At 39.1% G+C, this 12,140-nt stretch carries 12 protein-coding genes; 5 read left to right on the top strand and 7 right to left on the bottom strand.

The window, feature by feature from the left end; all coding sequences use genetic code 11:
* The first annotated feature begins 89 nt into the window (after positions 1-89).
* Both IGK03_RS01625 and IGK03_RS01620 read left to right on the top strand, forming a co-directional pair.
* Positions 90-1,607: an MDR family MFS transporter gene (locus IGK03_RS01625; RefSeq protein ID WP_002389910.1), complete on the top strand. Its 1,518-nt coding sequence runs from the start codon at positions 90-92 to the stop codon at positions 1,605-1,607.
* Complete coding sequence (locus tag IGK03_RS01620) at positions 1,607-2,311, top strand: DUF4811 domain-containing protein (RefSeq protein WP_002364955.1); 705 nt, start codon at positions 1,607-1,609, stop codon at positions 2,309-2,311. Before IGK03_RS01625 ends, IGK03_RS01620 begins: the two co-directional genes overlap by 1 nt.
* 54 nt (positions 2,312-2,365) lie before the next feature.
* On the opposite strand, the gene IGK03_RS01615 is transcribed toward IGK03_RS01620, so the two are convergent.
* Genes IGK03_RS01615 through IGK03_RS01605 form a run of 3 tightly spaced genes read right to left on the bottom strand, consistent with a single transcriptional unit; the run spans position 2,366 to position 5,490 of the window.
* The gene (locus IGK03_RS01615; RefSeq protein WP_202334750.1) at positions 2,366-3,595 is read right to left on the bottom strand and encodes an ABC transporter permease; all 1,230 of its coding nucleotides are present in this window, start codon (positions 3,593-3,595) and stop codon (positions 2,366-2,368) included.
* Positions 3,592-4,302 carry an ABC transporter ATP-binding protein gene (locus IGK03_RS01610; protein WP_002383683.1) on the bottom strand — a complete coding sequence of 237 codons (711 nt, stop codon included), beginning with the start codon at positions 4,300-4,302 and terminating at the stop codon, positions 3,592-3,594. Before IGK03_RS01610 ends, IGK03_RS01615 begins: the two co-directional genes overlap by 4 nt.
* Positions 4,303-4,311: 9 nt before the next feature.
* On the bottom strand, positions 4,312-5,490 hold the full coding sequence (locus tag IGK03_RS01605) for an efflux RND transporter periplasmic adaptor subunit (protein ID WP_002355284.1): 1,179 nt from the start codon (positions 5,488-5,490) through the stop codon (positions 4,312-4,314).
* A gap of 320 nt (positions 5,491-5,810) precedes the next feature.
* On the opposite strand from IGK03_RS01605, the gene IGK03_RS01600 reads away from it, so the two are divergent.
* Both IGK03_RS01600 and IGK03_RS01595 read left to right on the top strand, forming a co-directional pair.
* Positions 5,811-6,449 carry an NAD(P)H-binding protein gene (locus tag IGK03_RS01600; RefSeq protein ID WP_002373205.1) on the top strand — a complete coding sequence of 213 codons (639 nt, stop codon included), beginning with the start codon at positions 5,811-5,813 and terminating at the stop codon, positions 6,447-6,449.
* Between the two features lie 78 nt (positions 6,450-6,527).
* Positions 6,528-7,643 (top strand): NAD(P)/FAD-dependent oxidoreductase, encoded by a 1,116-nt coding sequence (locus IGK03_RS01595; protein ID WP_010713581.1) that lies wholly within the window; start codon positions 6,528-6,530, stop codon positions 7,641-7,643.
* A gap of 66 nt (positions 7,644-7,709) precedes the next feature.
* Here IGK03_RS01595 and IGK03_RS01590 read toward each other — a convergent pair whose 3' ends face one another.
* Genes IGK03_RS01590 through IGK03_RS01580 form a run of 3 tightly spaced genes read right to left on the bottom strand, consistent with a single transcriptional unit; the run spans position 7,710 to position 11,103 of the window.
* Positions 7,710-8,864, bottom strand: coding sequence for a mannitol-1-phosphate 5-dehydrogenase (locus IGK03_RS01590; RefSeq protein ID WP_002355280.1), 1,155 nt, complete (start codon positions 8,862-8,864; stop codon positions 7,710-7,712).
* Between the two features lie 14 nt (positions 8,865-8,878).
* Positions 8,879-9,316, bottom strand: a complete 438-nt coding sequence (locus tag IGK03_RS01585) for a PTS sugar transporter subunit IIA (RefSeq protein ID WP_002355279.1) — start codon at positions 9,314-9,316, stop codon at positions 8,879-8,881.
* Positions 9,317-9,330: 14 nt separating this feature from the next.
* Entirely contained in the window at positions 9,331-11,103 is a 1,773-nt protein-coding gene (locus IGK03_RS01580) for a PTS mannitol-specific transporter subunit IIBC (RefSeq protein ID WP_002405272.1), read from the bottom strand.
* Between the two features lie 245 nt (positions 11,104-11,348).
* On the opposite strand from IGK03_RS01580, the gene IGK03_RS01575 reads away from it, so the two are divergent.
* On the top strand, positions 11,349-11,444 hold the full coding sequence (locus tag IGK03_RS01575; protein ID WP_015543884.1) for a type I toxin-antitoxin system Fst family toxin: 96 nt from the start codon (positions 11,349-11,351) through the stop codon (positions 11,442-11,444).
* A 256-nt stretch (positions 11,445-11,700) separates the two neighbouring features.
* Here IGK03_RS01575 and IGK03_RS01570 read toward each other — a convergent pair whose 3' ends face one another.
* The gene (locus tag IGK03_RS01570; protein ID WP_002355276.1) at positions 11,701-12,135 is read right to left on the bottom strand and encodes a PTS sugar transporter subunit IIA; all 435 of its coding nucleotides are present in this window, start codon (positions 12,133-12,135) and stop codon (positions 11,701-11,703) included.
* Positions 12,136-12,140: the final 5 nt, after the last annotated feature.

Genomic DNA, 12,140 nt, shown 5'->3' with positions numbered 1-12,140 from the left:
CCTTTCCCTTATCCTTTCCTTAATTGTAGTTTTTTTTACACCTTTGTCAAGTAAGTTGACAAAGATTCTAATTAGTTGTAAAGTAGTTAATGCAATTTAATTTGAAACTTACAGAAAAAGGAGCGATATATGTGACTTCACAACAACCTGTGGATATTCACGGAAAACCTTATAACCGGTCGTTACTAGTCGGCGTTTTACTAATCGGAACATTTTGTACGATTTTAAACCAAACACTTTTAACGACGGCCTTACCTACATTAATGAAAGAATTTGATATTTCAGCTTCAAGTGTACAGTGGCTAACCACTGGATTCCTACTTGTGAACGGCATTATGATTCCCATCAGTGCTTGGTTGATTAACAAATTTAGTTCAAAAAAATTATACATAACAGCGATGTCAACGTTCTTAATCGGAACCATCATCTGTTTTGTAGCTCAAGACTTCGGCATGTTATTGACTGGACGTCTTGTTCAAGCCGCAGGGGTCGGCGTATCTATGCCTCTTTTACAAACAATTATGCTTTCAATTTTCCCGCCTGAAAAACGTGGCGCTGCCATGGGCACAACGGGAATTGTTATCGGATTAGCACCCGCTTTAGGTCCAACATTATCTGGTTGGATTATTGATTCTTATACATGGCGTGACCTTTTTGGGATGGTCATTCCAATTGTCGTTTTAGTCCTAATTTTAGCTTCATTTTTAATGAAAAATGTCATCCAATTATCTAATCCAAGTATCGATGTCTTATCGGTCATTCTTTCTACTCTCGGCTTTGGTAGCTTACTTTACGGTTTCTCAAGCGTTGGTGATAAAGGTTGGGGTAGCCCGCAAGTCTATGGATTCTTAATTGTTGGTGCGATTGTTTTATGTCTTTTTACATATCGACAATTGCATTTAGAACAACCTTTCTTAGAACTACGCGTTTTTAAATCAAAAGTCTTTACTGTTGCAGCCATTTTATCTGGCGTAACCAACATGGCAATGATTGGTGCCGAAATGGTTTTACCTTTGTATATCCAAAATATTCGTGGCGAATCTGCCTTCCATTCAGGGTTAATGCTTTTACCAGGAGCGTTAGTTATGGGACTTATGATGCCAGTAACGGGTCGCATTTTTGATAAAATTGGTGCCCGTCGTCTTGCGATTACCGGGATGTTTATTTTAACAGCTGCAACGTTACCGTTTGCTTTCTTAACAAAAGCAACACCTATTATTTATATCATTGTCCTATATGCGATTCGGATGTTTGGTATTTCGATGGTCATGATGCCTGTGACAACTTCTGGCATGAATGCTTTACCAATGAATTTATTAAGTCACGGAACTGCTGTAAACAACACCTTCCGACAAGTAGCCAGCTCAATTGGAACAGCTGTTTTGATTAGTGTTTTAACAAATGTTACCAAAGACGGCTTACCTGCATCAGACTTATTAAAAACAGCCCCACTCGCTTATCGCGACCAAGCAACAAACGCAACATTAAACGGTTATCACGCAGCCTTCTTCGTGGCAACAATCTTTGGCGTTCTCGGCTTGGCGATTACTTTCTTCTTAAATAAAAAAGAAGCGATGCCTGTTAAGGAAGTAGGTGCAATGAAATAATGATTATTTTCCTTTTAATCCTTTGCGTGTTAGGCTTTGCCTACACAAATGTATTTGGCCGAAAAGTTTGGCATAAATGCTGTATGGTTATTTTTGGTTTAGGCTTCTTAGCTTCGTTAAGTCTTATCGTTTTAAACGATAAAGATCATTTTGGTATGACCGAAGTTACTCAGGACAAAACGTTTGAACTAAAAAGCAGTAGTTCAAGTAAAGATGGCCCCAACATGTTATTGTACCAGCCGTTGGGCGATGGTTCCGAAAAAGTTTATTTATATAACACACCAGATAAAAAGAAACTACAAAAAACAGGAACGGAAAACGTCACAAACACAGTTCAAAAAGATGCTCAAAAAGCCACATTAGTCCAAAAAACGACGAAATGGTCCTATCAAGAGTCTTGGGCCAAAACACTATTTGGCCTTGCTGACAACGATAACCAATTTGCAAAACAAGAAAACACCTTTAATGTTGCTAGTGACTGGCTAGTTTTAAGTGCTGATCAAGCAAAAAAATTAGGCGAATATATGGAACAACATGCCGCTGATATCAAAAAAGAAGGGACTGAAACAGTTGGCAAAAAAATGATGGCCGCTATGATGGCGAATCCATCAATGTCCCAAGAAGAACAAGCGAAACTCACCGAACAATATACCAAAGAGTTTCAACAAGAATTGATTCAGAAAATTCTTAGTGACATGAAATAAAAAAGCGAGCTTGATAGGATCATCAAAAAAGATGTGACTACCAAGCTCTTCTTTTTAATTATAAATCGCTTTAATCGGATCCATCCTCGAGGCACCAATTGCTGGAATAATCCCGAAAAAGATACCTGTGAAGACCGAAACCAATGTTGAAATAGCAAAGATGGACGGCGTAATAATTGGCGTAATCGAAATATACCCACCGACCACAGTTGCCAATAAGTAGCCGCAGCCGACACCAATCAAACCCCCAATCAATGTGATAAACGCTGCTTCCATTAAAAATTGGAATAAAATGACTCGTGGTTTAGCACCAATGGCCCGACGAATCCCGATTTCTCGTTTCCGTTCCGTGACAGACACATACATGATGTTCATGACGCCAATTCCCCCGACTAATAGGGAGATTGCAGTAATTGCCATCAGAAACATCGTCATACCCGTGACCATTTCTTCCATTTGTTGTTGGAGTTGTTGGTCTTGGTCATTTTCTTTAAACGTTCCTTTCACTTCAGGATGATTTTCACTTAAAATAGTGATTGCCTGTCCTAAAATTGCTTCACGGTCCGCTCCCTCACGAACTTTAATATTGATGCCGCTAATTGCTTTTGTTTTCGCTAATTTATTATATGATTCTCGAGAAACAAAACTACTCATAGCAGTTGCCCAATCATCGTTCATGCCCAAACTATCTAAATCTTTTGGTGCTAAAATACCAATCACCTTGTACATATAACCACCAATTGAAACAGCTTTTCCAATGAGTTGGCTAGGATCCTCAAGCCGAATTTGCGCTTCAAAGATATCATGATTTAAGACAATCGCATCTGTATTTGCATCGCTCGGTTGAAAATCACGACCATATAAAATATCATTCTGCCCTTTAGTCGACGTAATGGATAAATTCGCCTGCGCCCCAAAATAATCCATTGGTACAAACAAATTGTCTCCGCCCCCCATCATTGATTCACCATATTGAGGATAAATACTTTCAATTCCTTGAATGTCTTGTAATTTCTTCAAGTCCACTCGGCTAAACGTATAATCTGGCTCTTCATAGGACATAAAATTGTCACTGCTACCATCCGACATTGTATAATGAATCTTCAAAACATCCGCGTTCACTGCACTGGATGCCTTCACAACTTGACGCTTCATCCCTTCACCTAGCGCAGAAATCGTTACGACTGATGTAATCCCAATAATAATCCCGACCATCGTTAAAAATACCCGCAACTTATGCGCCTTTAAGCTTAAAAAAGTACTAACAAATAAATTAGCAATCATCTAATCACCTCTTCTTCCAAAAAGCGACCATCTTTCATATGAATCACTCGTGAGGCATATTTTTTCATATCTTCATCATGTGTCACCATGACAATTGTTTTGCCCTGTTCATTCAATTCTTTCAATAATTCCATAATTTCTGTACCCGTTTCACTATCCAATGCCCCAGTCGGTTCATCAGCCATAATCAATAATGGATCATTCACCAAGGAACGAGCAATGGCTACTCTTTGTTGCTGTCCTCCAGAAAGTTCAGTAACTTTTGATTTGGCTTTTGTTTCCAAACCGACAATTTTTAGGTATTTTTCAGCAATCGCTTTTTTCTCAGCGCGGCTTTTTTTCCCTTCATAAACACAGGGCAATTGAACATTTTGACTAACATTTAAAGAATTAATCAAGAAAAATTGTTGAAAAATAAATCCTAGATATTCATTGCGAAAGGCTGATTTTTTATTTTCAGACAATTTTGAAACATCTGTTCCTGAAAAATGATAGCTTCCGTCTGTTAAGCGATCCAAGAAACCAATAATGTTCATCAGCGTTGTCTTACCGCTACCGGACTTCCCCATGATTAAAATGAACTCTCCTTGATGGATGGTCAAGTTCAATTCTTTTAAAACATGTAGTTTTTCCTTACCTACTGGATAGAACTTGTTAATGTCCCGCAATTCAATGAGGGGTTGATTTGTATTGTTTGCTTCCACCATCAAGCCCTCCTATTTCGACGCATCTGTCATTGATTCGTTGGTTGCTGATTCATCAGAAGCAATCGCTGCATCTGATTCAACAATATCACCGACTTTTACTGGTTTTTTTGAAGAAATAACCACTCGGTCGGCTGATTCTAAGCCAGATTCAATCGCCATTTTGTCGCCATTTTCTTGCCCGACTTGGACATCACGACGAATGATGGTTCCAAAATCATTCACTAAAACGTAGGCCTGTTCACCCTCTTTTTGAATCGCTTTTTTCGGTAACTCAATCGCCCCTAAATCGCCTAAATCAATGGTTGCTTGCATATGGTAGCCATTTTTGACTTTGTCTAAATTGGCCAACGCAATTTTGACGCTATAACTAGACATCGTCGTGCCACCCTCTGGATTGCCACTCGCGGCATCGCTGTTGCCTTCAGGAGGATTATCATCGATGTAAGAAATTGAGCCATCCACAACCACATTGTTGGAAACAGAAGTTAGTTTAGCTTTTTGCCCAACACTAATTTTAGTCAAGTCCTTTTCATTCACTTTTCCAGCTAAATAAAGATCTTCTGAAGTTAACCGTAAAATCGGTGAATTGGCATCTTTTACTTCTGGAATTGATACGCGACCTTTGAAATTAGCCTTTGTGGAAATATATTGCTTCGCTCCTAAATCCGCTAAGGTTTCATTGGTGAAGGTAATCTCTTCATCTACCGCATCGACTTCTGTTTGATATTGTTCATTTAAATCATCACCAGACATTGTGCGGTCTTCTTCTTTAGTTTTATTAAATTTATCAATGGCCCGATTCCACTTATTATAGATATTCGCCCGCTTCGTTTCTAATTTGGCTAAGCTATTTTGTTGTGCCTCAATTTCTTTTGTGACCGCCTCATCTTCATAAGTAAATAATTCTGTGCCTGCATCTACGACATCGCCGTTTTTCACCTTAATCTCTGGATCCTTTGTTATTTTTTGATCACGCGCAAAGGCTTCCATTTGTTCCGGTTGGATGACACCGTTAATATAAATTTGTTGCAAGTCGGGAACGTCAAAATAGTCAATTCCCCAGTCATCTTTAGGCGCTTGCTTGACAGCTACTTGTTGTGCATTTTTATTTAACGCATTCACAGTTACGATGCCCCCAACCGCAATTACCGCAACTGCCCCCAATATAATTATCGTTTTCTTCTTCATTTTCTTCGTTTCATCTCCTCATTCTGTCTATTTTCCCCAACAAACTAAATTGCTCGGTCGTTCACTTATAACTATTTAACCATGCTTGAATTCAAGAAACAAGGGCATTTCTCTAGGCCTTTAGTCTGATTTATTTCATTTTTGTTCATTTTTTTATTTATTTCACGACAATAAATAACCATTGTTGGGTCTTTGTGTTTCAACAATCTAAAAAGGTTATTTTTATGTTATTTATAACTAAACTATGCGCAATCGAGATTTTTTGCTTCTTTTTTTATTTAAGGTACACTAGAAGAAACAATTGAAAGTGAGGGCTTGCCATGAAAATTATTATTTTTGGCGGTAGCGGTTTTTTAGGTCAACAAATCGCAAAAATTTTAGTCCAACGCCAACATCAAGTCATCAGTGTTTCACGTCATGGAAAGCCTGCCACGCTCTCCGCATCTTGGAGCCACCAAGTGCAGTGGGTATGCTCCGATGTTACTCGTGACACGAATTGGCAAGAACAAGTCCAGCGTGCTGACTGGGTCATTGATACGGTAGGTATTTTATTTGAAAATCCACGAAAAAAGAAAACCTATCAACGGCTAATTCTGACGCCCGTGAAAAAAATCAGCTCTTTTTTAGCACAACAAAAAAAGCCAGCTAAGTTTTTATTTATTTCAGCCAATACTGTTCCTTTCCCTTTGAGAAAATATATGGATGCCAAATTGGCAGCGGAGGAACTAATCCACCAAGAAGTCGCCGAAGCAGTAATTTTTTATCCTAGTTTACTTGTAGGTCAAGAACGTACCGGCACCATACTTTTTAGTAAATGTATTTATTTTTTTAAGAAAATCCCCTTTTTAAAGAACTTATTTATTGGCTATGATCCCGTGCCTGTGGCAGAAATGGCACAAGAAATTGTTCACGTTTTAGAAGGCGGCAATTCTATTTACACACACAGAAGGACCCGCTAACAATTTATCTCTCAATCGTCTCTGTCTAGAGGCGGTTTTTTTGTGTTACAATACAACTGTTCGAAGGAGAGAAGAAGCATGAAAAAAATTGCCATTATTGGCGGCGGCATTATCGGAATGACGTTAGCTAATTATTTAGATCCACAAAAATTTGACATTACCGTTTATGATGAAGGGATCGGCCAAGCGACTAAAGCGAGCGCTGGGATTATTTCCCCTTGGCTATCCAAACGTCGAAATAAGAAATGGTACCAATTAGCGCGAGAGGGCGCTGCCCTATTTCCAAAGCTAGTCAAAGATTTTCAGCTGACGGAGGATATTTATCGTCAATCAGGGACAGTCATTTTGCGTCCGGCAGCTGCTTTGGCAGACTTAGCCCATTTGGCAGAAGAGCGTAAGCAAACTGCACCTGAAATTGGAGAAATCACGATGTTGTCAGCGGTTCAAACAGCGAAGTTCTTACCGCTACTTAAGGAAACTCCCTCACTTTTTATTTCTGGCGGCGGTCGCCTAGATGGACCAGCTTATCTAAACCATCTTCAGAAACGCGCCGAAGCCAAAGGGGTCACTTTTTGTTCACAACGGGCGCACTTTCGACAACTGAATCAAGGGTGGGAAATTGTCACAAATTCAGAAAAAAAGAGCGTTGATTTTCTCGCTTTAACACCTGGTCCTCATTTAAAGGAATTACTCGCTACTTTAAATTTATCTGTGGACATTCATCCCCAAAAAGGACAATTGTTAGTTTTCGAGACCCCTTTTACAAATAGTCAGCAATGGCCTGTCGCTATGTTAGATGGCGAAGCCGATTTAATTCCTTTTAATCAAGGAAAAATTTTATTAGGTGCCACCCACGAAAATGAACAAGCCTGGGATTTAGAAGAGACTGTTAGCGCTTTTCAACAACTAACTTCTGGGACTGCGCCATTTCTAAAAGAAGCAGATCAGCTTTTTAAGCAACCCATGCATTACCGCGTTGGTACACGTGCTTATACATCTGATTTCGCTCCGTTTTTTGGTCCTTTGCCAGAGCTGCCCCACCTTGTGGTTGCTAGCGGACTTGGTTCATCAGGACTCACTACTGGCCCATTCATTGGTTACCAATTAGCTGAATACTTCAATACAGGTGCCTTCAAAGGAGAGCTTTATCAAAAACCACTTAGTCAATATGTAAAAAACAACCCCTCACTTTAATCAGTGAGCGGTTGTTTTTTTCTTTAATTAAGAAATGTGAAGTATCTTGGTAGAAGGATTTTGTTATTATGCTACTTGTGGTCGCGCATAGCGTTCTACGTTTTGTTTAATATTTTTAACCGTTTCTGGATCTTCAATGCCCGTTACTTCAGCGATCACTGTATCAACGCTTTCTTGGTCAAGCATTTCCTGTAATTGACGGCTTTGTTCATCTTCTGGATCATGATAATTAAAGACAATACCAATCATTGCTAATAAATGCGGCGACACTAGATTGCGTTCCTGTAATTCACGGATTGGTCGAATAAACCGTTCTTGCGCACCTAATTTTCTGATTGGTGTCCGTGCTACACGTGTAATAGCATCTGAAATATATTTATTTTGGAAACGTTGAATAATTTTTTCAATATAGGCTGCATGTTCTTGTTCATCAAAATTCCATTTAGCCACTAAAAGTTTACCGGTTTCCTGCAAAACTGATTTGAGTTGTGCTACCACTAAGGCGTCCTGCATCGCTTCGTCAATGGTTTGATAGCCTAACAACGCCCCTGTATAGGCAACTGTAGCATGGCCAGTGTTTACACTAAATAATTTTCGTTCAATATACGGCTCTAAATCAGCAACGTAATGAACGCCTTCTAACTGAATCTCTTTGGCTTTTCGGTTGGTATCATCAATGACCCATTCACAAAAAGGCTCAACTTGAACAAAAAGTGGATCTTCATGTTTTTGTAATGGAACAATCCGATCAACCGCCGCATCAGGAAAACCAATCCATTGTTCAGCATAAGCTGGGTTTTTCAAATATTTGGCCACTTCTTCTGCTAAAAAGGTTGAACCACCAATCATATTTTCACAAGCGATAATATCCAGCGGCTTTTGGCAATTTGCTTCGGCACGTGCATCAATTCCTTGGGCAATTAATTCAGCAATTCTTGGTAAAATATTGGGACCAATCGCCGTCGTGACTAAATCGGCTTCCGCAATTGCTTCTACTACTTTTTCTGGTTCTGTCATGTTATTTAACCCGGTCACATTTTCAACGTTAATTTGTTGATGTGAGGCATCGGCCAATTCAATTGTATAACTTTTACGTTCTTTTAACGCTTGAATGATGGTTTCATTAACATCCACAAACGTAATATGAAACCCGTTTTTAGCTAAAATTTCGCCGATAAAGCCGCGTCCAATATTTCCTGCTCCAAAATGTACTGCGTTCATTCTTATTCTCTCCTTTAAGCAATGGCTAAATTTTCTGTTATTTCTTCTTTACTTAATGCGTCGGCAAGTTGCACCACGTTATCCATATCACTACAATAAAGTGCAATTTGTTGGACTAATTGCAAATGTTCTTCACCGACTCCGGCAATCCCAAATAATACGGTAGCAATTTTTTCATCTTCTTCGGTGCCAAAATTAACACCCTCTGGGACTTGCACTACACAGATTCCTGATTTTTTCACTAATTTTTTGGCTTCTTCTGTTCCATGAGGAATGGCAATAAAATTCCCCATATAAACAGATAGCAATTGGTCTCTTTCAATCATTGCTTCGATATAAGCGGGCTCAACACAGCCTGCCTCGACTAGTTTTTCGCCGCAAAAGCGAATAGCTTCTTCTTTTGTATTAAACTGTTGATTTAATTCAATTGAAATATTCGTAAGATTTTCCATTGTTTTCTTCCTCTCTAGGCACTTTCTTTTAAGAGCGAAACCACTGTTTCATATTTTTGGGGATTAACCATACTTTTTACTGATAAGTGTGTCGCTTTCGGTGCTTTTTTACGGGCTTGTTCCGTTAGTTCAGCTTTAGTGACAATTAAAGCCTGTGTTTGTTGAGTTAATTCATTAATATTAATTTTTCGAATCGGCATTGAAATTTTCTCTTTATCTAAAATTTCTTCTAAGACTTTCATTCCCATCGTTGCTGACCCGACACGGTCATCGTGAACCAAAAGAATCTCATTGACATTTGCTAAATCTCCCTCAATTTCAGAAGCAGGTGTTGCTTTGGAGGCTGTTGGTTGTGCGTCGTTTTTTTCTTTGGTACCTGATAGTTCAGCCACAATTTCATCATAACGTGGTGAGTTCAAGAAGTTTTCAACTGCTACAAAGGTTGCATTAGGTGCTTTCTGTTTGGCCCGCTCTTGCAATTCCGCTTGTGTGACAATCAATGTATTTCCCTCATCGGTCAAATTATTAATGGCCCGATTCGTCACAGTTTGTACTAAACCAGCCTCTTGGACCTTTTTCCGTAAGATAGACGCCCCCATTGCACTAGAGCCCATCCCAGCATCACAAGCAAAAATAATTTGTTGAATTCCTGACAATGAAGCACTACCATTTGTGACAGTTAATCCTTTTGATGCTGCTTTAGCAGCTTGGGTTTCTTTCACTTTTTGGGCAAATTCATCACTTTCTTCTTTCGCATCTGCTTTTAAAATGACTGCGGATACTGCAAAGGAAACAGCAGTTGCTGCCAAAACACCTAAAATAACTGGTAAGTAAGAACCCATTGGTGTCATCGCTAAAATAGCTATAATGGAGCCTGGTGAAGCGGGCGCACGTAAACCAGCATCTAACGTTTGGAAAACCAAACTACCTGTCGCGCCACCTGCAATAACCGATAAGAATAATAACGGTTTCATCATTACATATGGGAAGTAAATTTCGTGGATACCACCAAGGAAATGAATAATTATTGCTCCCGGCGCAGAAGATTTTGCCGCACCTTTTCCAAAAAACATAAATGCTAATAAGACACCTAACCCAGGACCAGGGTTTGCTTCTAATAGGAAAAGAATTGATTTACCAGCCGATAAGACTTGTTCTGTCCCTAAGGGTGTTAAAATGCCATGATTAATCGCATTGTTTAAAAAGAGCACTTTTGCCGGTTCAATAAAAATACTCGTTAATGGAATCAAATGAGCATTTAAAATGATTTCCACACCACGTGCCATTGCAGCAGTCAGCGCATCGACAATTGGGCCAATCGCTGAAAAACCAAGTAAAGCTAATGCAAAACCAATCAATCCAGCTGAAAAATTGTTTACTAACATTTCAAAACCAGCTTTAATCCGATGTTGGAAATACTGATCAAATTTCTTAATTGTAAAGCCACCAAGTGGACCCATAATCATGGCACCTAGCATCATCGGAATATCGGTTCCCACAATCACGCCCATTGTCGCAATTGCGCCAACTACGGCACCGCGATCACCTGCAATTACTTTCCCACCAGTGTAGCCAATTAATAATGGAATTAAATAGGTCAACATTGGGCCAACCATCGTGGCAAAGGCTTTATTTGGCAGATATCCATCTGGGATAAATAGCGCTGTCAAAACGCCCCACGCAATCAACGCCCCGATATTGGGCATCACCATGCTAGATAAGGTACTGCCAAGTCTTTGGACTTTTGCTTTAATTGATACTTTATTTTTTTCTGGTACTTGTTCCATTTTTATTCCCCTTCTCTCAAGTAACTTTTCTTGTTGACTAAATTGTATCCGCTTTCCAAAGCTGAAAAAAGTCGTACTTTGGCACAAACCATTGTGCCAAAAGTTGAAAGAAAAAAGCACGTGTTCTCTCGTTACGAAAACCAGAAAACACGTGCTTATTCCATTTCTAATAATTCCAATAATAAACGAACAACTTTTTATGCTATACTCAAATTGGCGACTTGCCTCGAAAGGAGGTGCATCACATGTACGAGATTGTCACAAAAATTCTTGTGCCGATTTTTGTCGGGATTGTCCTGAAACTTGTAACCATTTGGTTGGAAAAACAGAACGAGGAATAAACAAGTTGCTTCCAACCGCTGCTGTCTAAACAGCAAAAAAAGACACCCTACCACAATAGGGTGTCTTTTTAGTGCATCCATGCACGACTTTGTCACAAGTTACCTTAAATTTATCATAGGTCCTATTTTTTGTCAAGGAATCTTCTTATCTTTTTTGTTTAACCTCTTAAATTAAAATATTTTATTTTTTTAATATAAAATTATTTCAATAATTATTGAACATTTCAGAATGAATTGATTTTTTCCAGACGTAACTTTAGGCTTGAGCCAGAATTTTTTGTGCTTCATCTATTGTTTGACAATCACTGAGCCGCTGAATGTTTTCGAGATCTGAACAGAAAAAAGCTAATTCTTGAAGCATGCTTAATTGCCGTTGACTTTTTAGAGCAACGACAAATAACAAAGTAGCTATTTTTCGATCTGCTTCCGTACCAAAGTTGACCCCATCAGGCACTTGAATAAAGCAAATCCCTTCTTTTAAAACTTGTTCATCTTGTCCTTCCGCATGAGGTAATGCCACGAAGTTACCGATATACACACTGACTTTTTGTTGACGTTGATACATTGCTTTGACATAGTCAGGCGTGACCAACTGATTTTTTAGCAGTAATTCACCAGAAGCTGCAAGTGCTTCCTCCCAACTAGCATACGATTGATTCAACATTATTTGCTCCGCTGTAATTTCAAACATCTCTC

The organism is Enterococcus sp. DIV2453a (assembly GCF_050533535.1).
In the GTDB taxonomy this organism is placed as follows: domain Bacteria; phylum Bacillota; class Bacilli; order Lactobacillales; family Enterococcaceae; genus Enterococcus; species Enterococcus faecalis.
The sequence above is the reverse complement of the archived record's forward strand: the minus strand, read 5'-3'. Positions and strand labels throughout refer to the sequence as shown.

Excerpts from the sequence above, each read along its gene's own strand:
- IGK03_RS01600 (WP_002373205.1), top strand. The coding sequence starts at position 5,811 with ATGAAAATTATTATTTTTGGCGGTAGCGGTTTTTTAGGTCAACAAATC.
- IGK03_RS01595 (WP_010713581.1), top strand. The coding sequence starts at position 6,528 with ATGAAAAAAATTGCCATTATTGGCGGCGGCATTATCGGAATGACGTTA.
- IGK03_RS01610 (WP_002383683.1), bottom strand. The coding sequence starts at position 4,302 with ATGGTGGAAGCAAACAATACAAATCAACCCCTCATTGAATTGCGGGAC.
- IGK03_RS01575 (WP_015543884.1), top strand. The coding sequence starts at position 11,349 with ATGTACGAGATTGTCACAAAAATTCTTGTGCCGATTTTTGTCGGGATT.
- IGK03_RS01615 (WP_202334750.1), bottom strand. The coding sequence starts at position 3,595 with ATGATTGCTAATTTATTTGTTAGTACTTTTTTAAGCTTAAAGGCGCAT.
- IGK03_RS01625 (WP_002389910.1), top strand. The coding sequence starts at position 90 with ATGCAATTTAATTTGAAACTTACAGAAAAAGGAGCGATATATGTGACT.
- IGK03_RS01585 (WP_002355279.1), bottom strand. The coding sequence starts at position 9,316 with ATGGAAAATCTTACGAATATTTCAATTGAATTAAATCAACAGTTTAAT.
- IGK03_RS01570 (WP_002355276.1), bottom strand. The coding sequence starts at position 12,135 with ATGTTTGAAATTACAGCGGAGCAAATAATGTTGAATCAATCGTATGCT.
- IGK03_RS01580 (WP_002405272.1), bottom strand. The coding sequence starts at position 11,103 with ATGGAACAAGTACCAGAAAAAAATAAAGTATCAATTAAAGCAAAAGTC.
- IGK03_RS01620 (WP_002364955.1), top strand. The coding sequence starts at position 1,607 with ATGATTATTTTCCTTTTAATCCTTTGCGTGTTAGGCTTTGCCTACACA.
- IGK03_RS01605 (WP_002355284.1), bottom strand. The coding sequence starts at position 5,490 with ATGAAGAAGAAAACGATAATTATATTGGGGGCAGTTGCGGTAATTGCG.
- IGK03_RS01590 (WP_002355280.1), bottom strand. The coding sequence starts at position 8,864 with ATGAACGCAGTACATTTTGGAGCAGGAAATATTGGACGCGGCTTTATC.